27 protein-coding genes are annotated in these 26,598 nt (G+C 64.3%); 19 read left to right on the forward strand and 8 right to left on the reverse strand.

What is annotated here, in order from left to right:
• Positions 1–122 precede the first annotated feature (122 nt).
• Entirely contained in the window at positions 123–743 is a 621-nt protein-coding gene (locus B552_RS0102125) for a ferritin-like domain-containing protein (protein WP_019447344.1), read from the reverse strand.
• A 169-nt stretch (positions 744–912) separates the two neighbouring features.
• On the opposite strand from B552_RS0102125, the gene B552_RS0102130 reads away from it, so the two are divergent.
• The 7 genes from B552_RS0102130 (at position 913) to B552_RS0102160 (ending at position 8,802) form a co-directional block, all read left to right on the forward strand.
• The gene (locus tag B552_RS0102130) at positions 913–1,512 is read left to right on the forward strand and encodes a sigma-70 family RNA polymerase sigma factor (protein WP_237718149.1); all 600 of its coding nucleotides are present in this window, start codon (positions 913–915) and stop codon (positions 1,510–1,512) included.
• The gene (locus tag B552_RS0102135; protein ID WP_019447346.1) at positions 1,509–2,261 is read left to right on the forward strand and encodes an anti-sigma factor; all 753 of its coding nucleotides are present in this window, start codon (positions 1,509–1,511) and stop codon (positions 2,259–2,261) included. The genes B552_RS0102130 and B552_RS0102135 overlap by 4 nt, the downstream gene beginning before the upstream one ends.
• 72 nt (positions 2,262–2,333) lie before the next feature.
• The gene (locus B552_RS0102140; protein ID WP_019447347.1) at positions 2,334–4,727 is read left to right on the forward strand and encodes a DNA polymerase II; all 2,394 of its coding nucleotides are present in this window, start codon (positions 2,334–2,336) and stop codon (positions 4,725–4,727) included.
• Positions 4,728–4,840: 113 nt separating this feature from the next.
• The gene (locus B552_RS0102145) at positions 4,841–6,529 is read left to right on the forward strand and encodes an MBL fold metallo-hydrolase (RefSeq protein ID WP_035879301.1); all 1,689 of its coding nucleotides are present in this window, start codon (positions 4,841–4,843) and stop codon (positions 6,527–6,529) included.
• A 158-nt stretch (positions 6,530–6,687) separates the two neighbouring features.
• Positions 6,688–7,146 carry a hypothetical protein gene (locus B552_RS0102150; RefSeq protein ID WP_019447349.1) on the forward strand — a complete coding sequence of 153 codons (459 nt, stop codon included), beginning with the start codon at positions 6,688–6,690 and terminating at the stop codon, positions 7,144–7,146.
• 272 nt (positions 7,147–7,418) lie between these two features.
• The gene (locus tag B552_RS0102155) at positions 7,419–7,586 is read left to right on the forward strand and encodes a hypothetical protein (protein WP_237718150.1); all 168 of its coding nucleotides are present in this window, start codon (positions 7,419–7,421) and stop codon (positions 7,584–7,586) included.
• 154 nt (positions 7,587–7,740) lie between these two features.
• Positions 7,741–8,802, forward strand: a complete 1,062-nt coding sequence (locus tag B552_RS0102160) for a cyclase family protein (RefSeq protein ID WP_019447351.1) — start codon at positions 7,741–7,743, stop codon at positions 8,800–8,802.
• Between the two features lie 146 nt (positions 8,803–8,948).
• On the opposite strand, the gene B552_RS0102165 is transcribed toward B552_RS0102160, so the two are convergent.
• From B552_RS0102165 to B552_RS29045, 3 genes are read right to left on the reverse strand one after another with little or no spacing between them, the layout of a single operon-like run.
• Positions 8,949–9,659, reverse strand: a complete 711-nt coding sequence (locus tag B552_RS0102165) for a hypothetical protein (RefSeq protein WP_019447352.1) — start codon at positions 9,657–9,659, stop codon at positions 8,949–8,951.
• Positions 9,656–10,270, reverse strand: a complete 615-nt coding sequence (locus B552_RS0102170; protein ID WP_019447353.1) for a hypothetical protein — start codon at positions 10,268–10,270, stop codon at positions 9,656–9,658. Before B552_RS0102170 ends, B552_RS0102165 begins: the two co-directional genes overlap by 4 nt.
• Entirely contained in the window at positions 10,267–10,836 is a 570-nt protein-coding gene (locus B552_RS29045) for a hypothetical protein (RefSeq protein WP_019447354.1), read from the reverse strand. Before B552_RS29045 ends, B552_RS0102170 begins: the two co-directional genes overlap by 4 nt.
• 372 nt (positions 10,837–11,208) lie before the next feature.
• Between B552_RS29045 and B552_RS0102180 the strand changes: the two genes are divergently transcribed.
• From B552_RS0102180 to B552_RS0102195, 4 genes are all read left to right on the forward strand, one after another.
• Positions 11,209–12,315: a porin gene (locus B552_RS0102180; protein WP_019447355.1), complete on the forward strand. Its 1,107-nt coding sequence runs from the start codon at positions 11,209–11,211 to the stop codon at positions 12,313–12,315.
• A 328-nt stretch (positions 12,316–12,643) separates the two neighbouring features.
• Positions 12,644–12,952, forward strand: coding sequence for a helix-turn-helix transcriptional regulator (locus B552_RS0102185; protein ID WP_026035229.1), 309 nt, complete (start codon positions 12,644–12,646; stop codon positions 12,950–12,952).
• A 101-nt stretch (positions 12,953–13,053) separates the two neighbouring features.
• Complete coding sequence (locus B552_RS0102190) at positions 13,054–14,298, forward strand: type II toxin-antitoxin system HipA family toxin (protein WP_035879321.1); 1,245 nt, start codon at positions 13,054–13,056, stop codon at positions 14,296–14,298.
• Between the two features lie 110 nt (positions 14,299–14,408).
• Positions 14,409–14,726, forward strand: a complete 318-nt coding sequence (locus tag B552_RS0102195; RefSeq protein WP_019447358.1) for a hypothetical protein — start codon at positions 14,409–14,411, stop codon at positions 14,724–14,726.
• A 26-nt stretch (positions 14,727–14,752) separates the two neighbouring features.
• On the opposite strand, the gene B552_RS0102200 is transcribed toward B552_RS0102195, so the two are convergent.
• Complete coding sequence (locus B552_RS0102200; protein ID WP_019447359.1) at positions 14,753–16,432, reverse strand: thiamine pyrophosphate-binding protein; 1,680 nt, start codon at positions 16,430–16,432, stop codon at positions 14,753–14,755.
• Between the two features lie 315 nt (positions 16,433–16,747).
• Between B552_RS0102200 and B552_RS0102205 the strand changes: the two genes are divergently transcribed.
• Genes B552_RS0102205 through B552_RS0102225 form a run of 5 tightly spaced genes read left to right on the forward strand, consistent with a single transcriptional unit; the run spans position 16,748 to position 21,554 of the window.
• The gene (locus B552_RS0102205; RefSeq protein WP_019447360.1) at positions 16,748–17,743 is read left to right on the forward strand and encodes a tripartite tricarboxylate transporter substrate binding protein; all 996 of its coding nucleotides are present in this window, start codon (positions 16,748–16,750) and stop codon (positions 17,741–17,743) included.
• Positions 17,744–17,745: 2 nt separating this feature from the next.
• Complete coding sequence (locus B552_RS0102210) at positions 17,746–18,840, forward strand: malate/lactate/ureidoglycolate dehydrogenase (protein ID WP_019447361.1); 1,095 nt, start codon at positions 17,746–17,748, stop codon at positions 18,838–18,840.
• A 46-nt stretch (positions 18,841–18,886) separates the two neighbouring features.
• Entirely contained in the window at positions 18,887–19,672 is a 786-nt protein-coding gene (gene garL, locus B552_RS0102215; protein ID WP_019447362.1) for a 2-dehydro-3-deoxyglucarate aldolase, read from the forward strand.
• Between the two features lie 23 nt (positions 19,673–19,695).
• On the forward strand, positions 19,696–20,619 hold the full coding sequence (locus B552_RS0102220) for a 2-hydroxy-3-oxopropionate reductase (RefSeq protein WP_019447363.1): 924 nt from the start codon (positions 19,696–19,698) through the stop codon (positions 20,617–20,619).
• On the forward strand, positions 20,616–21,554 hold the full coding sequence (locus B552_RS0102225; RefSeq protein WP_019447364.1) for a LysR substrate-binding domain-containing protein: 939 nt from the start codon (positions 20,616–20,618) through the stop codon (positions 21,552–21,554). The genes B552_RS0102220 and B552_RS0102225 overlap by 4 nt, the downstream gene beginning before the upstream one ends.
• Before the next feature lie 88 nt (positions 21,555–21,642).
• On the opposite strand, the gene B552_RS0102230 is transcribed toward B552_RS0102225, so the two are convergent.
• Positions 21,643–21,981: a hypothetical protein gene (locus B552_RS0102230; RefSeq protein WP_019447365.1), complete on the reverse strand. Its 339-nt coding sequence runs from the start codon at positions 21,979–21,981 to the stop codon at positions 21,643–21,645.
• Between the two features lie 233 nt (positions 21,982–22,214).
• Between B552_RS0102230 and B552_RS0102235 the strand changes: the two genes are divergently transcribed.
• Complete coding sequence (locus B552_RS0102235; RefSeq protein WP_019447366.1) at positions 22,215–22,700, forward strand: GFA family protein; 486 nt, start codon at positions 22,215–22,217, stop codon at positions 22,698–22,700.
• A gap of 108 nt (positions 22,701–22,808) precedes the next feature.
• On the opposite strand, the gene B552_RS0102240 is transcribed toward B552_RS0102235, so the two are convergent.
• The gene (locus B552_RS0102240) at positions 22,809–23,873 is read right to left on the reverse strand and encodes a porin (RefSeq protein WP_019447367.1); all 1,065 of its coding nucleotides are present in this window, start codon (positions 23,871–23,873) and stop codon (positions 22,809–22,811) included.
• Positions 23,874–24,087: 214 nt separating this feature from the next.
• On the opposite strand from B552_RS0102240, the gene B552_RS0102245 reads away from it, so the two are divergent.
• On the forward strand, positions 24,088–24,780 hold the full coding sequence (locus B552_RS0102245) for a response regulator (protein ID WP_019447368.1): 693 nt from the start codon (positions 24,088–24,090) through the stop codon (positions 24,778–24,780).
• The gene (locus B552_RS0102250) at positions 24,777–26,195 is read left to right on the forward strand and encodes a sensor histidine kinase (protein WP_019447369.1); all 1,419 of its coding nucleotides are present in this window, start codon (positions 24,777–24,779) and stop codon (positions 26,193–26,195) included. Before B552_RS0102245 ends, B552_RS0102250 begins: the two co-directional genes overlap by 4 nt.
• On the opposite strand, the gene B552_RS0102255 is transcribed toward B552_RS0102250, so the two are convergent.
• Positions 26,131–26,583, reverse strand: coding sequence for a MarR family transcriptional regulator (locus tag B552_RS0102255; protein ID WP_019447370.1), 453 nt, complete (start codon positions 26,581–26,583; stop codon positions 26,131–26,133). The genes B552_RS0102250 and B552_RS0102255 overlap by 65 nt on opposite strands.
• Positions 26,584–26,598: the final 15 nt, after the last annotated feature.

The following is a 26,598-nucleotide window of genomic DNA, read 5'->3' on the forward strand; positions in this document are numbered from 1 at the left end:
AGAAAAGACCCGGACCGAAGTCCGGGTCGAATCCAGCCGTCTGCCCGTTCCAGTAGGACGGCCGGCACAGCGGACGCGGCATTCGGCCTGCACCGCCGTGAAACCTGGCGATGTTGCCCGCCTCACCCAACAAACGCTCCCGGCACCGGGTCCTCGCCAAGCACGCTGAGCAGGACGGCCCAGTGCATCGCTTCGTCGCCAAGGATGCTGCCGGCGGCCTTGCTCAGTTCGCGGTTGTGGAAGCTCGGCAGGACGCCGAGGTAGGCGGCGGTGGCGCCCTTTTCCAGCCCGGCCGCAAAGCGCAGGACGTCTGCCTGGGTCTTCAGATCCGCCACGGGGAACTTGTACTCGCCGGCTGCCTTGGTCTTGACCGGCGTGCCGCCGAGCTTTTCCACGGTGCCGGCCAGCACCTGCGCGTGCGCCTTGTGATGGGTCTGGAACTTGACGGCGGTGTCCAGCACCGGTTTTTGCAGCAGGCCGCTTTCGGCCCCCACCTGGTAGGCGGCAATCGCCTGGTATTCCAGTCCAAGCGCCGTGTTGAGGATATTGATGTCGTCTTTCGTGCTGGTGGACTTCGTCTGCCCCCACGCCGGCAACGCCTCGCCGAGCGACAGCGCCGCCAGCGAGCCAAGCATGAATGCGCCAGGTGCCTTGAGCCAGCCACGACGGACCAGATCGGGGGCAAGGTCCGCGTCGCGGCAACCACCGATGATCGGCAAAGACAGATCTAGCTTCGTTTTCATGGGAACCCTCCTTTGATTGGGCGATGAACGCTCGCGGGCGAGGCATCGCCCACGCGTCATCGGCTTATACGCAGCCATCGGCCCGCCGGATGCACCCCCTGTCTCTTCCCATCTCTCTGCCCATCTCTCTGCCTATAATCCGGCAACACCAATAGCGTGGAGCTACCGCGTGGCCCTGTCGCCGGAGTCCCCCTTACCTTTGCCCGATGCCCCCGACCCGTTCGAGGCGCTGCTCGGACGGGTGGCAATGGGTGACCGGCTCGCGCTGCGTGCGATCTACGATCAGGCGGCACCGAAACTGTTTGGCCTCGCGCTGCGTATAACTGGCAGGCGGGACTGGGCGGAGGACGTGGTGCAGGAAAGCTTCGTCAGCATCTGGCACCACGCCGGCGACTACCGGCCGCAACTGGCGGCGCCGATGACGTGGATGACGACGATTGTGCACAATCGGGCTCTGGACTGCCTGCGCCGGGCCAACGCGGCGCGGCTGGCATCGGCCATGCCGCTGGAAGAGGCCCCGGAAATCTTTTTCAAGGACGAGCATGACGGCCCGGCCGAACTGGCGCAGGCCAGCGAACAGGCGCGCGCGCTGAACCGTTGCCTGCAACGGCTGGAGCCGTCGCAGCGCGAGGCGGTGGTGCTGGCCTACCTGCAGGACCTCAGTCATGCGGAGCTGGCCACTCGGATGCGGGCGCCACTGGGCACGATCAAATCGTGGGTCCGCCGTGGCCTGGAGAAACTGCGGTCCTGCCTGGAGGCCACGCCATGAATCTTGTGCGCCACCCCAACCTGCTCGATCGCATGGCCGCCCAGTACGCGCTGGGCGTGCTGCGTGGCGGCGCGCGTCGGCGCATGGAGCAACTGGCGCGCGAGGAACCAGCCGTACGGGCGGCGATTGCCCACTGGCAGGCAAGGCTGGCTGGCATGGCCGAGTTGCAGGCGCCGGTTGTGCCGGTGGAAGCGGTCTGGTGCGGTGTAGAAAGGCGGCTTGGCTGGAAAGCCGATCCACCGGCCACCACACCTGCCGCCACGCCCACCGCAACGCCCGCGCCCGCTGGCGGCTGGCGCCACCTGTGGCAAGCCGCCAGCTTCTGGCGCGGCGCCACGGCAGCGATGGCAGTCATTGCCGTGATCGCGATGGTCGGCACCATGGGCCGCTTGCCGGCGCAGCGATCCACCCCGGCCACGGTGATCGCCTTGCTGCAATCCCAACAGGCACAGGCGGCCATGCTGGTCAGTTGGGATGCGGCCAGCCGGGCCCTGCTGGTTCGCAGGCTTGACGACCTGACGTTGTCGGACCAGCAGGTTCTGCAGCTTTGGGCGCTGCCCGAGGGGGGCAAGCCGCAGTCGCTCGGCGTAATCGGCCGTGCACGCGAGGCTCGCCTGCCAGTTGGCGCGCTGCCCGCCAACGTGCCGGCCTTGGCAGTCAGCATTGAGCCACCCGGCGGCTCGCCCAATCCGGACGGTCCGAGCGGCCCCGTGGTGTTCCAGGGCGCGCTGCTGAAGCCGCCGGCCTGAGCTGCAAGCGCATAAGAATCGGGTTTCGTCCGCTAGAATTCGGCCCAGACACATGCCCGGAAGGTTTCGAAGTTGGCACTACAACAGGGTTTCATCCTGACTCGACATTGGCGCGATACGCCCGGCGGCACGGAAGTCGAGTTCTGGCTGGCCACCGATGACGGCCCGCGCCGGGTGCGCCTGCCCTGGCAATCGTCGACGGCATTCATTCCGGCCGCTCAGCGCGAGCGTGCGGAAGCGCTGCTGCGCGGCGAACGCGATGTCGAACTGCGCCCGTTGTCCCTGCACGACTTCCAGCACCGCCCGGTGCTTGGCCTCTACTGCAACCAGCACCGCCAACTGATCCGCATCGAGCGAGCACTGCGCGACGCGGGCGTAGATGTCTACGAGGCCGATATCCGTCCGCCCGAGCGCTACCTGATGGAGCGCTTCATCACCGCGCCGGTCTGGTTCGACGGCCAGCCCGATGCAGGCGGCGTGCTGTGCGACGCCCAGATGAAACCAGCTGCCGACTACCGGCCGGCGCTGCGCCTGGTCTCACTGGACATCGAAACCAATGCGTTTGGCGATCTCTATTCGATTGCGCTGGAAGGCTGCGGCGAGCGCCAGGTGTACATGCTCGGCCCGACGCCGCCACAATCGCCACCACAGACGCCGCAGCAGACGCCGCCAGACATCGACTTCGCACTCGAATACTGCGACTCCCGCGCCGCACTGCTGGAAAAGCTCAACGACTGGCTGGCCCGGCATGATCCGGACGCGATCATCGGCTGGAACCTCGTGCAGTTCGACCTGCGCGTGCTGCGCGAGCACGCGCGCCAGTACCAGATCCCGCTGCGCCTGGGCCGTGCCGGCGCCGAACTGGAATGGCGCGAGCACAACCGCCAGCAGCATTACTTCGCGGCGGCCGCCGGAAGGCTGATCATCGACGGCATCGAGGCCCTGCGTTCCGCCACGTGGAATTTCCCGTCGTTCAGCCTCGAATCCGTGGCGCAGACGCTGCTGGGCGAAGGCAAGGCAATCGACAACCCGTATGACCGCATGGACGCGATCGACCGGATGTTCGCCGAGGACAAGCCCGCGCTGGCGCGCTACAACCTGCGCGACTGCGAACTGGTAACGCGCATCTTCGAAAAAACCGAACTGCTGACGTTCCTGCTGGAGCGCGCCACCGTCACCGGCCTGCCAGCCGACCGCAGCGGCGGTTCGGTGGCGGCATTCACGCATCTCTACATGCCACTGATGCACCGCCAGGGCTACGTGGCGCCCAATCTCGGCGAAAAGGCGCCGGAAGCCAGCCCCGGCGGCTTTGTGATGGACTCCCGCCCGGGGCTCTACGAGTCGGTGCTTGTGCTCGACTACAAGAGCCTCTATCCGTCGATCATCCGCACGTTCCTGATCGATCCGATCGGGCTGGTGGAAGGTCTGGCCCATCCTGACGATGCCGATTCCGTGCCTGGATTCCGCGGCGCGCGGTTTTCGCGTACGAAGCACTGCCTGCCGGCCATCGTCGCGCGCGTCTGGCAGGGACGCGAGGCCGCCAAGCGCGACAAGAACAAGCCGCTGTCGCAGGCGCTCAAGATCATCATGAACGCGTTCTACGGCGTACTGGGCTCCAGCGGCTGCCGATTCTTCGACGCGCGCCTGGCATCGTCGATCACCATGCGCGGCCACGAGATCATGCGCCAGACACGCGCGCTGATCGAGGCACGCGGCTACGAGGTGATCTATGGCGACACCGATTCCACGTTCGTCTGGCTACGGCGCGCGCGTTCCGAAACCGACGCCGCGCAGATCGGCCGCAGCCTGGTGGCCTACGTCAACGACTGGTGGCGCGACCACCTGTGGCAGGCCCACGGCCTGGAGTCGGCACTGGAACTGCAGTTCGAGACCCACTTCCGCCGCTTCCTGATGCCGACGATCCGCGGCACCGACCTCGGCAGCAAGAAACGCTACGCGGGCCAGGTGGTACGCGCGGACGGGCGCGCGGAGATGGTCTTCAAGGGTCTGGAAACGGTGCGCACCGACTGGTCGCCGCTGGCGCAGCAGTTCCAGCAGACGCTCTACGAGAAGATCTTCAATCACGAGCCCTACCAGGACTACGTGCGCGAGATTGTGCGCCGCACACTGGCCGGCGAACTGGACGCGCAACTGGTCTACCGCAAACGCCTGCGCCGGCAGCTCGACGAATACCAGCGCAACGTGCCGCCGCACGTCCGCGCGGCACGGATCGCCGACGAATACAACGCGCGCCACGGCCGCCCGCGCCAGTACCAGCACGGCGGATGGATCAGCTACCTGATGACGGTTGCCGGCCCCGAACCGCTGGAGACGCTGGCGTCGTCGATCGACTATGACCATTACGTCACGCGCCAGCTACAGCCAATCGCCGACGCGATCCTGCCGTTCCTGGACGACGACTTCGAGACGCTGCTGACCGGCCAGATGGCACTGTTTCCGCAGTAACACCCTGATGGCACCCCGGCGGCACCCCGGCGGCACGGGCGGGCGGCGCTTGTCGCCTGAGGTATCCTTGCCGTCTTGGAACAAGAATCCGCGAGAGACTTCACCTGCTGTCCATGTCCGCTACAGTCCCACACCCCAATTCCCCGAATACCGGCTCCAAGGCCATGCGCGCCGCCGCCAGCATGCTGGTGCTGCGCGACGGCCCGCAAGGCATGGAAGTCCTGATGATGCGCCGCCCGCAACGCGATGATGACCGCAGCGCCGGCGCCTTTGTGTTCCCGGGCGGCACGCTCGATCCGCAGGACGCCGCGCTGCATGCGCTGTGTGCCGGGCTGGACGATGCCGCGGCCAGCGCACGGCTCAACGTGGACGCGAACGGCCTGGACTACTACCTGTGCGCGGTGCGCGAGGCATTCGAGGAGGCAGGCCTGCTGTTTGCGTACGATGCGCACGGCCAGACCGTGCAGATCGACAACCTCGCCGACGAGATTCGCCAGCAACTGCACGAGGCGGCCAGCTACGGCGGCAAGGGACTTGCGCACGTGTGCGAACTGCTGGGCCTGCGGCTTGGCGTGGACCAGCTTGCATACAGCGCCTACTGGCTCACGCCGCCGGGGCTGCCCAAGCGCTTCGATACCCGCTTTTTCATGGCCCTGCTGCCAGCCGGCCAGACGGCGGCGCACGATGGCGTGGAAGCCGTGGAACACCGCTGGATGCGCCCGGCCGACGCGGTCGATCCGGCCAACAACCTGACGCTTGTGAACGCCACGCGCAAGATCCTGCAGTCGATCGCGCATTTCCAGACCGCGCAGGCCTGTTTCGACTACGCACGCCAGCAGCGCAATATCGCGCTGGTCATGCCGCGCCTTGCCGACGGCCCGAAGGGCCAGCGGCCCGTGATGCCGGAAGAAGCGCCGTACGCGGAGATCGCCCGCATCGACCCCGATGGCGCCGGACACGCGCGCTACGCGCTCGATCCGGGCCGCGCGGTGAAACTGTCCGACCGCGTCTGGCGTGTGACGGCCAACAACGGCAATGTGATGACCGGCCCGGGCACCAACACGTACTTCGTGGCGGGGGCGGACAACACGTGGGCCGTGATCGACCCGGGCCCCGAAGATGCCGCGCACTTCGAAGCCGTGATGGCCGCCGCGCCCGGCCCAGTCAAATGGATTCTGGTCACGCATACGCATCTGGACCACTCGCCGGGTTCGGTGCGCCTGCGCGCGGCCACCGGCGCGCCGGTCTGGGGACGCGTGACGGCCGTAACCGACCGCCAGGACCAGACCTTTGCGCCGGACCACATGCCGCAGCACGGCGACCGCATCGCGCTGGGCCCGCAAACGACGCTGCGCGTGATCCACACCCCGGGCCACGCATCGAACCATCTCTGCTACCTGCTCGAAGAAGAGAAAACGCTGTTCACGGGCGACCATGTCATGCAGGGCTCGACCGTCGTCATCAATCCGCCCGATGGCGACATGCGTGCCTATCTGGCGTCGCTGCAGGCGCTGCTTGGCGAGGACATCGAGTGGATCGCACCGGGTCACGGCTTCCTGATGCCCCGGCCACACGACGCCATCCGCCTGCTGATCCGGCATCGCCAGCAGCGCGAGGCCAAGGTCATGAACGCATTGCGCGCGCTGGCCCCGGTGGACACTGCCACGTTGCTGGCCAGCGTCTACGACGACGTGCCGCCAGGCAAGCATCCTATCGCCCTGCGCTCGCTGGTTGCGCACCTGCGCAAGCTGGAAGCCGATGGCGTGGTGTACGAATCGGACGGCGCCTGGCACCTGCATTAACTGCAAAATCAGACAATTTCACACCCGACGCGATGCCCCAGACAGCATCTGAACGGCTGTCGAACGGTTGTGAAATATCTGGATACCATGACGGCCTTGGCTGCCGGGGAGCGCACTGCCTACATTGATGGCATTGGATACTCGTTGGGGGCGCCATCATGTCCAGACATCTTGCCGCGACGCTGCTGATGCTGACTGTCGCTGCCGCTGCCACCAGCGCCGCTGCGGCGCCGGCCGTGACCAAGTGCGAGAGCGATAGCGACACGCTCTATACGGCCGCGGCCTCCTGCCCGTCCGGCTACGCCAACGTCACCGGCACGATGCGCGGCAGTGTGGTGACGGTGCCGCGCTCCAGCCCCAAGGCGCGCCAGGACGAACAGGCCTACCTGGCCCAGCAGGCGCAGATTTCGAGCCAGATCCAGAACTGGGATGCCCGCGACGAAGAGCTTGAATGGCGCGCCCTGAACACGTTCTGGAACCAGTGCCGGCTGCTCGACTATCAGGCCCACGCGACGGAACGCGCGATGTACCACACCGAGTACTGGAGCCGTGCGGACCGTTACCGCGATGCCGTGAAGGCCGTGCGGACGCTGCAGTACGACATGGGCTGCTTCTAGGCGCCGGCCACCGGCCGGCTGAAGGCATTCGGGCCTCCGGCTGATTGTCTGCTGCCTTTCCCCACCGCCGAATGTCCCGACATAGGATGACGCGCCGATATTAAATGCGCTTAGATCGGCATACAGAAAATTTCAGGCGGATTAGGGCCAGATTAAGGTCTGCAGTCACATACAATTCGTTCCCATCCGGCCCGCCACGTTTTCATTTGCATGCGGAACCAGTCATGGTCCGAACGGTGGCAATGCGGTCGCAACCTGCTCCTGTGAAGATCATGCTTACTCTCACTGCGATAGTTGCGTATGTGCTGGCCTGCATCGTTGCATTGGCCTTTGGGGCCCGCTGGGTACTCAAGAACGATCCACTGCTCAAGCAGCAGCAACTGCTTGATTCTGCGACTGGTGCCCGCACGGACGACCATCCCACGCTCACGCACCACTGATACGCTGCAAGCGGTATCACCCCTTCGAAACGCCGGTCCACGAGACCGGCGTTTTACTTTCCGCCGCCCTTTCCTTTGATGCGACGCAGAATGACCGCGCATCGCCGTTCGCTTATAAACCAACGATTGGCCACAGCACGAGGAGGCACAAAGCATGCGTTGGAAGCAACGTCCGGAAGGCTCCAACTGGGGCGATTTCGGCCCCGACGATCAACTGGGCCGCGTCAACCTGATCGGCCAGCAACAGGTGATAAGGGGCGCGCGCGAGATTCAGGCCGGCATCAGTTTCTGCCTGTCGCTGCCGCTTGACTACCCCGGCGGCAACAAGCTCAATCCGCGCCGTCACCCGCCACAATTGCGCCCGACATTCCGCGACGACATTCCGTACCTGAACTTCCCGCTGGCCAAGGTCGATCCGGCTGCCACCGACGTGATCAGCGACGACCAGGTATTGCTGAGCCTGCAGTACTCCACGCAATGGGATGCCCTGGCGCACGTCGGCGCGCTGTTCGATGCCAACGGCGACGGCCGCCCGGAGCGCGTCTACTACAACGGCTACCGTGCGAATGACGATGTCGTCGGCCCCGTAGATTACGCCGAGGACGACCATTTCGAAGCTCACGATTGCGGGCACGGCCACGGCGGCAGCCATGCCGATGCGCTCGGCATCGAGAACTTCGCCGTCAAGGGCATGCAGGGCCGAGGCGTGCTGGTGGATCTGGCCGACGTCTACGGTATGGATTTCCGCAACGTCGGCTATGACGACCTGATGCGCGCGATGGAAGCGCACAAGGTGGTGGTGGAAAAAGGCGACATGCTGCTGCTGCGCACCGGTTTTGCCGAGGTGGTGCTGTCAATGCAGCGCGAGCCCGACGAGAACGTGCTGCACCACAGCTGCTGCGCGCTGGACGGGCGCGACGACCGCCTGCTCAACTGGATCACCGATTCCGGCATTGCCGCGCTGATCGCCGACAACTACGCGGTGGAACGCTATCCCGCCCGCCCTGTACCCGCCGGCACAAAGACCCACCCGCTGCTGCCGCTGCACCACCACTGCCTGTTCAAGCTGGGCCTGCCGCTTGGTGAACTCTGGTACCTGCGCGAACTGGCCGGCTGGCTGCGCGCGCACCGCCGCACCCGCTTCATGCTGACCGCGCCACCGCTCAGGCTGCCCGGCGCGGTGGGATCGCCGGTGACACCAATCGCGACGGTCTGACAACGGCCACAGAACCGCTCCCCTCTGCCGCGAGTGGGGTCAGAAAACGGCCACAGAACAGCTCCCCCTCTCCCGCTGCGCGGGAGAGGGGTTGGGGGAGAGGGCAACGAGGTTCTGCTTGCCGATGGTGGCCAATTGGCCGGACTCTATTCCTGAACTGAAAATTGAAACGGTATCTCCGGCTGCTTGAATAGAAGCCGGATCTCGTTCAGCGCCGGCACGAAGCGCCGGTCCTCGAACGTGTAGTAGGACATCAACAGGCCCACGCGAGCCTCTCGCGCTTCGTCGTATAGATAGCTGTTGCTTGGAAATGCCAACTTCCCATTGTTCAACATCCGTACGCCTCGACATGACGAAAGCAAGCTCGGCAGATGCAGAAACGTGGGCTTGCGGGCTAACGGATCTATCAAGAGGGAGATTTGCGTGTACCGACTTCCCGCTTCGCCTGATGCGTTGCCATGCCCCTCAATGCAGAGAAGGGGCGGATGGGAGCTTGTACTGCTCGCAACGAATACCTCGGCCGATTCCGGAAAGATGTCCGACACATGCTCTCCCGGAAACTTTCTGGCGTTCGCAAATCGATAGGCTTTGCCGTTGATTACCGTTTGATCTTTCCAGACTTCAATATCTAGTGTTCTCCGATTCAGTCTGGCCCGTAGTGCCGTGAAAACGCCTGGCTTGCCCGGATAGGAGTAGACCACTGTGGCCCCCTTTTTCACAGGGTCAGGGTCAAAGGGGATCGGGTCACCAAATACGGCCCCGGGTTGGGCCGAGTAGAAGGCGTCGTACGACTGCGCAGCATATGCGCAGCTTGACAGGGTAGCCAATGCCACCGCCAACGTCGTCGTGATTTTCATCTGTACGCCTTCGCTCCCGTCGCTTTCAAGTAGTCCGGATTGAGTGTCCAGAAAATCGTGCTGCCGTGGGCGGCCGTGGAAACCCACACGGAGTCGTAGCGGCCTCGTTCGGCGCCATCAACGATTTTTCCGGTCTTCCGGTTCACCACTCGCCATTGCTTTATCATTAGGCGCTTGTTCTCCGGGACTTCGAAAATGTTGTGAGACGGATCGCCCCATTTGAATCCCCTTTGAGCCTTTGCGTGGGTCGCGTACTCGGTCTTGAAATCGAGGCCATCCCACCAGAAAGCGCCATTCGATGGATTCCGGCCTTCATTTGTCAACGCTTTCCGAGCCCATTCAATTGCAAGCTTCATCCCAGTGTCCGCTTCAAGCTTGTCGTCCGGGGTGGACATTAGCTTATTGAAGCGCTGGTTCGAACCGTTCCACGCAAAAGCATAGTTTGGGTCCGCTGCACGCAACTCGGATACTGTCTTCCCACCCCATGCTCGGCACCTGTTGGCCACGGCAAACGCGATGCCTCCGATTTCGTCCATGTCGTTGGCTGTGGATGCTTCTCCATAGGCGATCGCGGCCAGCAATCGAAGGTCTGTATTGATCGTGTCGCTCATCTCACATCCCCCGCATGCCAGGCAACGAAAGCTACGTTCGGATAATCCTTCACCGGAAAGGACCGCGTTCTGCCATCTGTCAGCGACGCACTGTCGACGAGCGTTCCGCTGCTGCTCGACAGCTTGTACGTCATTCCTTCGACTGGTTGACCGGTCTTCGCGTCGACGATCTCGTAATAGCACTCAAGATCTTCGTCGGCACTCTCCATTGCCTCTAGCGAGCGCGAGTTGGAGCAATAACGAGGGGCGACGAGTGAAGCCGCTTCTTCGGCCGTAAACGTCATTGACATGCCGCGCTCGGCGTAGAAAACGGGCGGGGGATTGCAGCCACATACGTTGATGTCGCCGCTGAGCGCCCACTGCTTGCCATTGGGAGCAGTGCCTGGCCAGCGGGGTCCCTTCGGTGCAATGAACCCCTCCTGCTTACAAGCAGTGCAGTAGGTCTTCATATATAGCGTGGCAATGTTCACCGCGGGCGGCGGATTCGAGCAAATCATGTGCTCGAGGCCTTCGGTAATCACTGCACTGCCAGCGCGATCCCCTCTAGCTAGAAAGTAGCGAATCATGTGGCCTCCCGCATCGGCCATTCTCCAATAGTCGCAAACAGATGCGGCACGTTGATCGCGGATTCGGGATGAACATCTTTACTCACCTCAACACCTGACATGGTGAAAGCTCCTGGCGATGATTGAATGAGGGCGCAAAGATCTTTCATATTGGACGGAGTGCACTGTGTCCATAGCAAAAGATTGAATCTTGCAAGTTGTTTCGCTGCGTGGACACGCCCCCTACGAGGGCCGCATTGTTCGCAGCTGCGAACAAACTGTCATCCAAATCCCCCTTCTTTGCTTCGTCACCTCTCGTTACATTCCTGTCGCCGCACCGCGCCCGAGCCCGCAAGGAGGCGTGCGTGCGTCTGATAACAAGGATCACGAAGCATGAAGACCCGTATTGCCTGTCTGGCCGCGATGGCCGTTTTCCCTGCCCTGCCCGCCACGGCGCAAGCCGAAGGCAGCATCACGCTCTATGGCGTGGTGGATGCCGGCGTTGAATACCTGACGCACGTGCCGAAGACCGGCACTGGCGGCAGCAACAATGTCGTGCGCATGTCGGCAGGCAACCTGTCGACGTCTCGCTGGGGCCTGCGTGGCAGCGAGGATCTTGGTGGCGGCCTGAAGGGCATCTTCACGCTGGAAAATGGCTTCGACCTTGATACCGGCAACGCCAACCAAGGCAGCCGCCTGTTTGGCCGTCAGGCGTTTGTGGGTCTGCAGAACCAGTACGGCGCGCTGACGCTCGGTCGTCATCAGACCGTGCTGTACGACTTCTCGCTGGCATATGACCCGATGGCCATTGCCACGCGCTACTCGGTGCTGATGCACGACAAGTGGATGTCGGGCCGTGCCGACAACTCGGTGAAGCTGGCCGGCAAGCTTGGCGCGGTCTACTACGGCCTGTTCTACAGCACGGGCTACGACAGCAAGTCGGGCGGCGAAATCCCGGGCGACTACAAGGCCGGCCGCAACTGGTCGGCCGCCGTTGGTTACGACGCTGGTCCGCTGTCGGCGCGCGTGGTCTATGACGAGGTGCGCGGCAGCACCGTCGCCACTGCCGATAACCGCGAGCGCCGCGCAGGCATCGCCGCCAGCTACAACTTTGGCCGCGGTCGTGCGTTCGCAGGCTATCGCTGGTACTACGGCGACTTCACCTCCAGTTCGCTGCGCACCAACCTGTACTGGCTTGGCGCGGCATACCAGGTGACCCCGGCCATCACGCTGACCGGCGCGGCCTACTACACCGACGTGCGCAACAGCGGCGGCGATCCGTACAGCTTCGTGCTGTCCGGCACCTATGCGTTCTCCAAGCGCACCGACCTCTATGCGATCGCAGGCTACGCGCAGAACCGCAACGGCTCGGCCCTGGGCCTGTCGGGCTTTGGCCCGTCGCTGAATGCCAATGCCACCACGCTGACGGCCACCACGGAACAAGTCGGCGCTGGCCAGAACCAGTTCGGCGCAATCATCGGCGTGCGCCACCGCTTCTGAGCCCCGCCCGGCCTTCAAACACTCCACGACGAGGATTTTTCTTCGTCATTGCGGCCCGCCTTTGGCGGGCCATTTTTTTTGATGCACCCGGCCACCTCGGGAACATTGTGCAACGTTACAGACCCTATTCAGTACGTTATGCATCTATCAGCGACTTATCGCCCTATATTGAGGGCGAAACAAACTGTCATTGACAGGCGCCAGGCCTTAACGGATGATACGTAACATCCCGATTAAGGGTGCATAAATAGGATTTAAGCCTATACGACCCCGATTAAGGGAGATTACGCCATTGTTACGCCGTCACTCCACCCTCAGGTGAATTGCGATGCACGCCATACGTAGCTCATCCACTGGCGACGAGATCGCCGCTGCAATCGGGGCCCGGCTTCGTGCAAAGCGCATGGAACGCAACCTCACGATCGAGGAACTGGCAAAACGCGCCGGGGTCGGACGCAACCAGGTGGGGGATATCGAAGCAGGCCGGGATGTGCGCGTATCGACACTCGTAAAGGTGATGCGTGCCCTGAGCATGGTCAGCAACCTCGACGCGGCGTTTCCGGACGTTCTTCCGTCCAGCGAATCTTTCAACTCGCGCGGTGAATTGCGTCAGCGCGCCCGCAAGCCTAGGGAGTGACGGTCTTGGTGACCCAGAAGAAGCCCGAGCCAACGGCACGAAAACGCGTTTCCAGGAGCGTTCGCCCCGCAGTGGGTGTCGCGGCCAGTGCGCATGTCCTGATGCATGGCCAACACGTCGGCACCGTCACCGAGTTCGACAGCGGCCGGATCGGCTTCAACTACGACCCCGAATACCTGGGCACTGGCGGCCCCAGCATTTCGCCTGAATTCCTGCCCGCCGAGCCCGGTACGTTCGAGTTCCCCGAACTGCGGCGCGTGGAATCGTTCCTGGGGTTGCCCGGCGTCCTGGCCGACGCATTGCCCGACACCTTCGGCAACCTGATCATCAAGAAGTATTTCGCCGATCGGGGCGAGCCGGACAAGGCGATGAGTCCTGTCCAGCGGCTGCTGTATATCGGCGATCGCGCGATGGGAGCGCTGGAGTTTCGCCCGCGAATCGATCGCCGCGCAACTGCCGGCGAAACCGAGGCGCTGGAGGTCGGCTCCCTGGTGGAGGCGGCACGCAAACTCGTGGCGGGAGAGCAGGACGGCGCCATTTCGGAGCTGATGCGCATCGGTGCCAGCGCCGGCGGCGCCCGCGCGAAGGCGCTGATCCTGTGGGACCGGAACAGGAAGCAGATCCGCTCCGCGTTTGTCAGGCCGCATAAGGACGAGGAAAGCTGGCTGATCAAGTTCGGCGGCGTCGAGTCCGCCAACCCGAAGGACCACCACGCGCAACCGTTCAACCGTGTCGAGTACACCTACGCTCTTCTGGCAAAGGAACTGGACATTGAAATGGCGCCCGTCGATTTCATCGAAGAGCCGAACGGGCGATTCCACTTCCTGACCAAGCGGTTCGACCGCACAGCGGATGGCGGGCGGGTGCATATGCACAGCCTTGCGGGGCTGACCCACGTCGACTACAACATCCCGCGCGCCTACAGCTACGACCAGTATTTCCGCTGGATCCTGCAGTTCGAAATGCCCCACACGGCCATCGAGGAAGCGTACCGGCGGATGATTTTCAATGTCGTTGGACGCAATCAGGACGATCACGTGAAAAACTTCGCGTTCCTGATGGAGCCCTCCGGTGAGTGGCGCCTGTCCCCAAGCTATGACCTCACCTTTTCCGCCGGCAGCGGCTATACGCTTCAGCACCAGATGACCATCGGCGGCAAGGCCGATGCATTCACGCTGGAAGACCTGGTGGAGTTCGGCAGGAAGTTCGATGTCGCGCGGCCCAGGGAAGTGATTGAGCGCACGGTGGACGTTTTCGGCGGCTGGGCAACGCTCGCTGGGCACTGGAACGTTGCGCCGAACGAGATCGAGGCACGCGCCAGCCGCCTGCGGCTATTCAGGACCTGATCACCACCTGATCCCGGCGTTGTGATCGCCAGACACATCGCCTTGAAAATTCCGAATCACTGTATATATTTACAGGTACTGTATGAATAAACAGTATTCGGAGCTTTCTGATGGAACACCTGATCCGTGTGCAGAACGAATATGACCGCCAGATTCTCGTCTGGCTGCGTGGCCGGATTGGTGACGCAGCACTGATGTCAGCCGCACGGCGCGTCGCCGCGGATGGCAAAAAGCCCTATCTATCAACGATTTGCCGCCTGCTGAACATCCGGGCGCCGTCCCGCCGCAGTTTTGCGGAGGAAGCCCGCAAGACCCACCACGCTGTGGGCGAGCGGTATCTGGCGCAGATTCGCGAAATCCTGAACCAGCCGAGCGGCCAGAACAGGACGACCGGACATGAGGCCCGGCCGCAAGCATCACTGTTCTAAGAGCTATCCGACCAATCCAGCGCAGGTCAGGCGGGCAAGTCGGTGACCCGCATGGCCGGCGTGATCTGCAGCGGGTCGGTCAGCAGTTCCAGCACGGCTGGCTTGCCAGCATTGCGGGCGCGCTCGAACGCCGCCGCGAAATCCTCGGTTCTCTCCACGCGCTCGGCCCAGGCGCCGCAGGCGCGGGCCATCTCCACGAAATCCGGGTTGACGATTGTCGTGCCGCTCTGACGGCCCGGGTAGCGGCGTTCCTGATGCATCCGGATCGTGCCGTACATGCGGTTGTTGACCACAAGCACGATCAGGTTGACGCCGTGGGCAGCGGCGGTGGCAATTTCCTGCGGGTACATCAGGAAGCAGCCGTCGCCAGCCAGGCAGACCACAGTCTTTTCCGGATGGCGCAGCTTGGCCGAAATGGCAGCCGGCAAGCCGTAACCCATCGCGCCGCAGGTCGGCGCCAGTTCCGTGCGCGGGCGCTTGTACGCGTAGAAGCGATGCAGCCAGACGGCGTAGTTGCCGGCGCCGTTGGTCACTATCGAATCCTCGGGCAGCACGCTATTCAGGTGCGATATCGCTGCCGACATATTCACACCGCTCAATTCGGCGTGCGGTTTCGGCGGGGTTACGAACGCCTCGTGGGCGGCCCGTGCGCCAGCCGTCCACGACTTCCACGGCAGCGACGCGGGCGGCTGCAACGATGCGAGCATCGCCGCGCCCGCTTCCACGCCGGCATGAATCGGCAGCGCCGCCTGGTAGACGCGTCCCAGTTCGAAGCTGTCGGCATGGATATGCACAAGCTTCTGCTTCGGCTGCGGCACGTCGAGCAGCGTGTAGCCGTCGGTGGCGATATCCCCTAACCGCGTGCCGAACGCGACGATCAGGTCGGCGGCCTCCACGTGCTCGGCAAGTTTCGGGCTGACGCCCAGGCTCAGGTGGCCGATGTAATGCGGGTCCCGATTGTCGATCACGTCCTGGCGGCGGAAGGCGCAGGCCACTGGCAGATCCCATGCATGCACGAAGGCGGCGAAGTCGCGCGCCGTGGCTTCCGTCCAGTTGGCACCACCGGCGATCACGAGTGGCCGTTGTGCCGCGCGCAGCGCTGCGGCCAACGCCGTGGCGTCTTCCGGGCGCGGCGCCGCGGCCACGGCGCGATACGGCGCTGCGTCGACACACTCCACCATGTTGTCCAGCACGTCCTCAGGCAGCGCCAGCACCACCGGACCGGGCCGGCCCGACGTGGCCACCTGGAATGCACGCGCCACCATCTCCGGAATCCGCGCGGGATCGTCGATCTCGGCTGCCCACTTGGCCATCGAGCCGAATACGGCGGCGTAGTCCACCTCCTGGAACGCTTCCCTGCCCTTGTGCTCGCGCGCGATCTGGCCGACGAACAGGATCATCGGCGTGGAGTCCTGCGCGGCGATATGCACGCCACAGCTGGCGTGCGTTGCACCGGGGCCGCGCGTCACAAAGCAGATGCCGGGCCGCCCGGTCAGTTTGCCGTCCGCCTCGGCCATGTTGGCTGCCGCGCCTTCGTGCTTGGTGACGATCAGGTCGATCGCGGGCTGGTCATGCAACGCGTCCAGAACGTCCAGAAAGCTTTCCCCCGGCACGCAGAAAATGCGCTCGGTGCCGTGGATGCGCAGTTGGTCGACAAGTACGCGCCCGCCAGTGCGAGCGGCGGGAGAAGAAGCGTTAGCGGTCATGGCGATGACAGGTCCTGAAAGTGTCCGGCGAGTGCCTGGCGGGTGCTCGGCACGTGGGCCAGCGAATGTCTGCGATTGTTCCGTTTGACGCGCATCGTCGCGGGGTCTATCGTGCATTTCTGTTATGCATTTCTTGCAAGTCAGCGTGGCACCTGCGCGTGTAGATTTGCTGGCGAGGCGCAGCACAAGACGCCCGGATCTGCCGAGGAAGCCCCCAGGGAAACCCTGAGGAAAATCAGCAGGCAGAACACAAAAACGCAGCGAAGATCGTACCGCAACGCCGTACCTACAAGTTCGCGCAACAGGAGACACGCAATGTTTTTCATCCATCGACTGGTCCGCCCGATGCTGGCCGCGCTTTGTGCAGGATGCATGACCATCGCCACGCAGGCCGGCGCACAGTCTGCCGACAACTGGCCGACCAAGCCGATCACCTACGTTGTACCGTTCGCCGCAGGCGGCACCACCGACCTGCTCGGCCGGCTGATCGGCCAGCGGCTCTCGCAGACGCTGGGCCAGTCGATCGTCGTGGAGAACCGTGCCGGCGCTGGCGGCAATATAGGCTCTGACTACGTGTCCAAGGCCGCCCCGGATGGCTACACGCTGCTGGGCGGCACGATCAGTTCGCACGCGATCAATGTGAGCTTGTATCCGAAGATGCCGTACGACCCGGTCAAGAACTTCCAGCCCGTGGCGCTGATCGGCACGCTGCCCAATGTGCTGGTGGTCAACGCCAGCAGCCCGTGGAAGAGCGTGCAGGACGTGATCGCGGCAGCCAAGGCCAAGCCCGGCTCGATCAATTTCGGATCGTCCGGTAACGGCACCTCGCAGCATCTGGCCGCCGAACTGTTCGCCAACATGGCCGGGCTGCGCATGACCCACGTGCCATACAAGGGCAGCAGCCAGGCCGTGCAGGCACTGCTGGGCAATCAGGTGGACATCGTCTTCGAAAATAGCGTGGCCGCAATGCCGATGATCCAGGCTGGCAAGTTCCGCGCGCTGGCCACGACCGGCGCGAAGCGTGCGCCCGAACTGCCAGACGTGCCGACCATGGCCGAGTCCGGCCTGACCGGCTATGAAATCGTGTCGTGGCAGGCCATCTTCGCGCCGGCCGGCACGCCGATGCCGATCGTCAACAAGCTCTCGACCGAGATCGGCAAGATCATTCGCCAGCCCGATGTGCGCAGCAAGCTGGCGTCGATGGGCATCGAGCCTTCGGGCGCCGGCCCGACCGAACTGGGCAATTTCCAGAAGAGCGAAGTGGCCAAATGGGCAAACCTGATCAAGGTGGCCAATATTCACCTGGAGTAAGCATGAGTGAACATCGCATTCCGACCGCCGGACTGCATCAGTGGGTAGTCGATCTCTGGCTGGCCGCGGGCTCCGATGCGCGCGAGGCCAGGCTGACCGCCGATCATCTGGTGGGCGCCAACCTGTCCGGCCACGATTCACACGGCGTGGGGATGATTCCGAAGTACGTGATGTCGTGGCAGGCAGACCAGCTGCAGCTCAACCAGCAGGTCAGCGTGGTGCACGAATCGGGCGGCATCCTGAGCCTGGACGGCAATCGTGGCATGGGCCAGGCGGTGACCGAGCAGGCCATGCACATGGGCATCGAACGCGCGCGGGAGCACGGGGTTTGCGTGCTCGGCCTGCGCCGCTCGCACCACCTCGGGCGCGTTGGCCACTGGGCCGAGCAGGCCACGGCGGCCGGCCTGATCTCGATCCACTTCGTCAACGTGCTGTCCAAGCCGATTGTCGCGCCCCACGGCGGCTACGACGCGCGCTTCGGCACCAACCCGTTTACGATCGGCGTGCCGCTGCCCGCGCAGCCGCCGCTGGTACTCGATTTCGCCACCAGCGCGATCGCGCTCGGCAAGGTGCGCGTGGCCAACAACAAGGGCGTGCCCGTGCCGCCGGGTTGCCTGATGGACCCTTCCGGCCACCCTAGCGACGACCCGTCGGTCATGTTCCCCGTCCCCGGCGCCACACAGGGCGCGCTGCGCACGTTCGGCGAGCACAAGGGCCATGTGCTGGCCGTCATGTGCGAACTCCTGGGCGCGGCCGTGACCGGCGGCCATACGATCCGCCCCGAGACACTGACGCACGAGCACGCGGTGTGGAACAACATGCTGGCGATCATCTTCGATCCCGCACGGCTGGGCAGCAGCACCACGTTTGGCCACGAGGTCGAGTCCTTTGTCGATTGGGTCAAGGCGTCGCGCCTGCAGCCCGGCAATGACGAAATCCGCCTGCCCGGAGATACCGAACGTGAATGGCGCCGCGCCCGCGCCGAATTCATCCCCGTGGACAGCGGCACGCTGGTCCAGCTCGACGACGCCGCCGCGCGCGTGCTGCAATCGCGCGGCAAGTCGCCGGGGCCGCTTTCCCCACTGGCGGCGGACTGAACCCGGACTGAACCCGGACTGAACCGATGGAACCAGGAGTATCAGCATGACCCAACATCTGCCACAGATCACCCCGCTGCCGAACCGGTTCCGGGCCGACGTGCTGGCGCGCAAGCGACTGATCGGCCTGTGGAGCGCGCTGGGCCAGCCCGTAACCACCGAGATCATCGGCCTGGCCGGCTTCGACTGGCTGCTGCTGGACGGCGAGCATTCGCCCAATGACGTGCTGACGTTCATGCCGCAACTGATGGCGCTCAAGGACAGCACCAGCGCCCCGGTAGTCCGTCCGCCGTGGAACGACCCAGTGATGCTCAAGCGGCTGCTCGACATCGGCTTCTACAACTTTCTGATCCCGTTCGTGGAATCCGCCGAGGAAGCACGCCGCGCGGTGCGTGCCACGCGTTATCCGCCCGATGGCATCCGTGGCGTTTCCGGTGCCCAGCGCCAGAACCGATACGGCACGCTGCCCGATTTCTTCAAGACCATCAACGACAACATCTGCGTGCTCGTACAGATCGAAAGCCGAAAGGGCGTGGAAGCTGCCGACGAAATCTGCGCGGAGCCCGGTGTCGATGGCGTCTTCATCGGACCGAACGACCTGGCCGCCGCCTACGGACACCTGGGCAACCCGAACCACCCCGAAGTGCAGGCAGCCGTGCAGCAGATCTATGATTCAGCCAACCGCGCCGGCAAGGCCATCGGCACGCTGACGCCTGTGGAGGCTGACGCGAGACGCTACCTCGATATGGGCGCACACTTCGTGGCGGTGGGCATCGACAACGCATTGCTGCGCGACGCCGCGCGCGCGTTGCGCGAGCGCTTTACCGCGTGAGTCACCTTCAACCGGATATCACCATGAGCAAGATCGGATTTATCGGACTCGGCGTGATGGGCAAGCCCATGGCGCAACATCTGCAGGCGGGCGGCCACACCGTCCATGCCCATACGCGCAGCGGCGTGCCGCAGGCACTGCTCGACGCCGGCATCCAGTCATGCGCCAGCGCTGCCGACGTGGCCCGGCAGGCCGAAATCATCTTCCTGATGCTGCCGGACACGCCAGACGTGGCACGCGTGCTGTTCAGCGAGAACGGCGTGGCCGAAGGCCTCAGCGCGGGCAAGATCGTGGTCGACATGAGTTCGATCTCGCCGATCGAGACCCGCGAGTTCGCCGCGCGCATCGAAAAGCTCGGCTGTGATTATGTCGATGCCCCGGTGTCAGGCGGCGAGGTTGGCGCGAAGGCCGCAACGCTGTCGATCATGGCCGGTGGCAAGCAGGACATTTACGACAAGGTGCTTCCGCTGCTGCAATTGATGGGCAAGAACATCACGCTGGTTGGCAACGTCGGCGACGGACAGGTGGCCAAGGTGGCCAACCAGGTCATCGTCGCGCTGACGATCGAGGCGGTCAGCGAGGCGCTGGTGCTGGCGGCCAAGGCCGGCGCAGACCCGGCGCGCGTGCGTCAGGCGCTGATGGGCGGCTTTGCCAGCTCGCGCATTCTGGAAGTGCACGGCGAGCGAATGATCAAGCGCACGTTTGACCCCGGCTTCCGCATAGAACTGCACCAGAAGGACCTGAGCCTGGCGCTGTCCACGGCCAGGGCGCTCGGCGTGGGCCTGCCGAACACGGCGTCGTGCCAGCAGTTGTTCAACGTGTGCGTGGCGCAGGGCGGCGCGGGTTGGGATCACTCGGGGCTGGTCAGGGCGATCGAGCACATGTCGTCGTTCGCGATTGGCGACAAAGCGGGTAGCACGCCGACCGGCGCAACGACAAAAGGATGATGTCGGCACTGAACTCCGACGACCTCGCGTGCTTTGTCTGCGTGGCCAACACGCAGAGCATCTCGCGCGCGGCGCTTGAACTTGGCGCGGACCAGTCTACGGTGAGCCGCCAGATCGCGCGGCTTGAAGCATCGCTCGACACGCGGCTGTTTCATCGCAGCGGCCGTGGCGTGGTACTGACGGAGGCCGGCAACACGTTGCTCGGCTACGCGCGGCAGGTGGCCGCCACGTTGAGCGAGGCGCGCGCCGCGGTGCGTGCGTCCACCGCACAGGGCCCGACCCAGCTTGTCATCGCAGCCCAGCCAACCATCGCCAACACTGCGTTCGCGTCTATCGGCACGGCGCTCAAGCAACGCTTTCCCGCGACGAAGCTGCGCTTCGTCGAAGGTCTGGCGAGCCCGATCCTGGCCTGGCTGGCAGCGGGCGAGATCGATGTCGCCCTGCTCTACCTGCCCGAGCAGCAGGGCGCACTCAAGGTGGACGTGCTGCTCGAGGAAGACCTGACGCTGGTCACGCCAACATCATGGAGCCATCTTGGCCCGACGTTCCAGGTCCGGCGGCTTGGCGAAATGCCGCTGATCCTGCCCAGCACCGGCCATGGCCTGCGCATGCTGGCCGAATCGCTGGCCACGCGCATGGGCACCTCGCTGAACATGGCGCTTGAATGCGATGCGTCGAATACGGTCTCGATGCGGCTTGTGGAAGATGGCTGCGGCGCAACGCTGCTGCCGTTTGCGGCGGTAGCGGATCGCGTCGCGCAGGGCCGCCTGCACTCCGCGCGGCTGATCGACCCCGTGGTCACCCGCCAGGTGGCCCTGGCCACGGCCCGCAATCGCCCACCGGTGCCGGAGTTGTGGGACATCATGCAGACCGTGCGGCAGTCGGTGCGGAACATCGTGATGTCCGGCGCATGGCCAGGTGCCAGGCTGGTTTGAGCGGCGCCGGCCAATTCGGTCTAGCCATCGGTCAAGCCGTTAGCCGCCACGCTGCGCCCTTCGGCGAGGGCGCAGCATGCAGGAAAGCCTACTGCTTTATCGTGGATTGCTGCTGAAGCTCCTGCTTTGCAGTCTCGTTGGCGGCCTTGTTGGCGTCCTTGCGCTCCTGTTTGGCCGCGCCCACCTGCTGGTCATACTCGCTCTTTGCGGAGGACTTCTCGGTCTTGTACTGATCCTTTGCAGCCTTGCGCGCTTCGCGGCGTTCCACAAGCGGGTCCTTCGGCGGCTGGATCTGGGTCATGCCCGGCGGCACTGCGTTGGTGTCGTTCGACGCGGCTGTGGTCTGGGCGAAGGCGGCAGCGGACATCAAGCCGGCCGCCATGGCGCCGATCAACGATGTGGTGCGAACGATTCGATGCTTGGACATATGAAACCTCTCAATGGCTGTTATCGAACGTGGGTGCCTTCAGCACCGTGACCGAAGTCTAGGTGGCGCGCGGTGCCCGCCGTGCCGCATTCACATAACTCCTTACAAAAACTCAGGCGCTCTGACAGACAACGCCGGACAACACCACGTTTCTCCGGCGCAATGCGCCTTGAAAGCACGCAACGCATCGCCCACACTGAACCCCATCGACGGTTCAACATGCGGGAGTTGCCATGCATCTCGAAGGCTCGTGCCAGTGCGGCGCCGTGCGGTTCAGTCTGGAATCGGATTCGCCCTACCCGTTCATGCATTGCCATTGCTCGATCTGCCGCAAGACGGGCGGCGGTGGCGGGTACGGGATCAATCTCGGCGGCGATGCCAGCACGCTGCGCGTACGCGGCAAGAAGCATGTGGGACAGTTTCACGCGGTGATGCGGGAGCCCGGCAAGCGGCCGGTGCGATCGAAGGCGTTCCGGCACTTCTGCATGAAATGCGGCAGTCCGCTATGGCTGTGGGACCCGCGCTGGCCAGAACTGGTACACCCGAACGCCAGCGCCATCGATACGCCGCTGCCCAGGCCGCCCGAAGTCATCGAGGCTGCGCTAGACGATGCTGCGCCGTGGGTGGATGTGCCGCGCGGCAAGGGACACAGGCATGCACGCACATGGCCGGCCGAATCGCTGAGGGAATGGCACGAGCGCCACGGGCTGCTGAGCTGAAACTGAAAACTGCGGGGCCTGACAACGCAAAAACCGGCGATGCGAGCCCCTCGCACCGCCGGGCGACCGTCCACCACGACAGTCGAAAACAACGATCAGAAAGCGAGATCAGAAGCGGTGCTGCAGACCCGCCGTCACGCCGACCTGGTTGTTGGCATAGCCAACGAAGTCACGCGAGACACTCACGTTCTGACCATTGCGCGCCTTGGCGTAGCCTGCGGACAGGTAAGCCATGGTGCGTTTGGAAAGATTGTATTGACCACGCAGCGAGAACAGGATCGGATCTGCGTCGGTGTCGCCCTTGATGTTCTGCTTGTAGACCGCACCGTACAGCGTGAACGCCGGCGAGAAGTCGTAAGCCGCGCCCAGCCAGTACATGTCGCTGAGCTGCTTGGCTGCCGTGGTCGTGAACGTCTTGCGGTAGTTGCGATACCCGGCATACACGGACAGCGAGCCGAAATCGTAGCTGGCGCCCGCGTGGATGCCCTGGATGTAATCGACGTTGTCGGCCGGAACGGTGCTGGTACCGGCGCCGTTCTGACGGTCCCAGGTCAGCGCGGCGGCAAACTTGCCCATTTCGTAGCCAAGACCCAGGTCATACTTCGACGAGCTCTTGTAGCTGCCCGGCACTTCGCCCATGGCCATCGTGCCGCCAACCTTGACGGGACCGAACTTGCCGTCGTAGCGGACCATGTTCATGGCGCGCGAGAACATGCCGTCCTTGCGGCCGCCCGTGGCGGTGGAAGACGTGGCCCACGAATAGTTCGGCGCGTAGCCCATCGGGTCGAACGGCAGCATGAAGTCATAGGTCGTGGTGAAGTCACGGCCCATGCGGATGCTGCCCAGGTTCTTGTCCTGCAGGCCCACCCAGGCGCGGCGGTCGAACAGCGTGTTGTCGGTGTCGAGCTTGCCAGTGTCGATGGCAATGCCCGATTCCAGCGTGAAGATTGCCTTCAGCCCGCCGCCAAGGTCTTCACTGCCGCGCAGACCCCAGCGCGACGTGTTCTTGCCGCCAGAGGTCATCTTGACCACCGAGTTGCCGTTTGGCCCTGCGTGGCTCACATACTCGATACCCGAATCGACCAGACCGTACAGGGTCACGCTCGACTGAGCCGCTGCGCCACCCGATGCCGCGCAACCCAACGCGGCCAGGACCAATGCCTTCCGTTTCATACAAGTCTCCTTGTCTGCTTGTAGTTGTGGAACGGCACGGATGGTATTTGGGCCGCACTTTCAGTTCGCTTTCGATCGGCGGCTATTTTCGGCGTGGGGCATGCACCACGATTGGGAGTTTCCCTAGCTAGGCACGGCGCCCTCGTTACAGGTATCACTGCACGCGCGCCGCTGGCGTGAACAACATCCAGACCTGCCCCTCCGCTGTATCCCCATGCGTATCCTGCTTGCCGAAGACAATCTCAAACTGGCCGAATCCCTCGTGGATGCACTGAGCCAGAGCGGCTTTGCCGTGGATTGCATGCATGACGGCGCCAGCGCCGACCATCTGCTGACCACGCAGGACTACGCGCTGGCCATCCTCGACATCGGCATGCCGCGCCTGGACGGCCTGGAAGTGCTGCGCCGGCTGCGACAGAGGCGCAATCCGGTGCCGGTTCTGATCCTCACCGCGCATGGCTCGGTCGAAGACCGCGTGCGCGGCCTGGACCTGGGCGCCGACGACTACCTGGCCAAGCCGTTCGCACTGACCGAACTCGAAGCGCGTGCGCGCGCGCTGATCCGGCGCAGCCACGGGCATGACCGCACCGCGCTCGAATGCGGTCCGCTGCACTATGACAGCGTCAGCCGCGCATTCATGCTGAACGGCGAACTGCTGCAACTCACCGGGCGCGAGCGCGCCGTGCTGGAGGTGCTGCTATTGCGCGACGGCCGCGCCGTCAACAAGGCCGCGTTGTCCGAGAAGATTTTCGGCATCGATGAATCGGTCAATCCCGATGCGATCGAAATCTACGTCTACCGCCTGCGCAAGAAGCTTGAGGGCAGCGGCGTGAGTATCGTCACGCTGCGCGGGCTGGGCTACCTGCTGGAATCGCGCGATCCCGCCACGGCGGACGCGCACCAATGAAGACCGGCAGCCTGCGGCTGCAGCTCACGCTCTGGCTGCTGCTACCGCTGCTGGTGCTGCTGGCGCTGGACGCGTGGCTAACTGACCGGCGCGCGATGTCCGCGGCCCACCAGGCGTTCGACCGCACGCTGGCCGCGTCGCTCAAGTCCATGCGCGAAGGCATTACGCTGCGCGATGGCCGTGTCGAGGTGGAGATTCCCAACCTGGCGCTGGAAATCTTCGATGCCGAGGACGGGTCGCGCATCTACTACCAGATCCGCGACGAGCGCGGCGCCACGATCACCGGCTACGAAGGCCTGCCGATGCCGCAAAAGCCGGGGCGTTCGCTATATCGCACCCAGTTCTATGACGCCGAATATCGCGGGACGCCCGTGCGCATGGCGGCAATGCCGCTGCCGCTGCACGACGTCCGCTCGGCGCGCACGCAACTGGTGTGGGTGCTGCTGGCCGAATCGACCGAGCCGCGCGAGCAGCTTGCCAGCGACATCCTGATCGGATCGCTGCTGCAGGAACTGGTGCTGGTCTGCCTGGCGCTCGGCATCGTATGGTTCGGCGTGCGGCGCGGCCTGCAGCCGCTGCACCGCCTTTCCGATGCAATGGCCGCGCGCGGGCCGGACGACCTGGAGCCGCTTGAAGACACAGGCCTGCCCGTGGAAACCAGGCCGCTGGTATCGGCGGTCAACCAGTATGTAGCGCGGCTGCATCGCATGATCGAAGGCCGCAAGCGCTTTTTTGCCGATGCGGCGCACCAGCTCAAGACGCCGCTGGCCATCATGCAGGCCGAATCGGAACTGGCGCTGCGCGAGCGCGATCTACCACGCGTGCGCAAACACGTGGAGCGCTTGCACGGCTCTGTGCAACAGGCTGCCAAGGAGGTGGCGCAACTGCTGTCGCTATCGCGGCTGGAACCCGACAGCGGCTACGCGCCCGCGCTGCGCAGTCTGCCGCTTGATACGCTGGCGCAGAACGTGGCGCTCGAATGGGCACCGCTGGCCCGGCGCGCAGGTGTGGACCTGGGCTTCGAGGGACACGCGGCCGCCGCGATCGACGGCCAGCCCGAATTGCTGCAGGAACTGCTCGGCAACCTGATCGACAATGCCATTCGCTATGCGGGCACCGGCGCGCTGGTCACCGTGCGCGTCAACGCAAACCGGCTGGCCGTGGAAGACAACGGCCCCGGCGTTGCCGCATCGGAACGGGAATCGGTGTTCAAGCGCTTCTACCGTGGGGCGTCCAGTGCCAGTCGCGACGGCAGCGGCCTGGGCCTGTCGATCGTGCGCGAGATCGCACGCATCCACGGGGCAACCGTCGCGCTCGGCGATACCCCGGGCGGCGGGCTGACCGTGGCGATCACGTTCCCAGAGGCTGCGCCGGCTTCGACAGGTTTGCCCGGGCCCGCTGAAGAAAGCCGATGAACTGGTCGGCCTCGGCGGCGCTGAAGCCGTTGAGTGCCTGATCTGTCACCACGTCCCCGACCTCGCGCGCCGCGTCCAGCGCCTGTTCGGCCTTTTCCGTCACACTGACCATGCGCTCGCGGCGGTCTTCGGCATTGGATCGCCGCACAATCCAGCCGCCCTCCTCCATGCGGTCCAGCAGGCGGCCGGCCGAGATCGGCGCCACCTCCATCAGATCCGCCAGGCTGGCCTGATTGATTTCGCCGTAGTGCCTGAGGTATGCAAGCGCCCGGTACTGCGCACGCGTGAGGTCGAGCGTTGCGCGCGCGAGGTCGTCGAACCGCTTGCCGGAGAGCCGACCCACGTCCGCCACCAGAAAACCGAAGCGCTTCTCAATATTCTTTTCCATCGCGCGATTATAGGG

It is taken from the genome of Cupriavidus sp. BIS7, assembly GCF_000292345.1.
Classification (GTDB): Bacteria; Pseudomonadota; Gammaproteobacteria; order Burkholderiales; family Burkholderiaceae; genus Cupriavidus.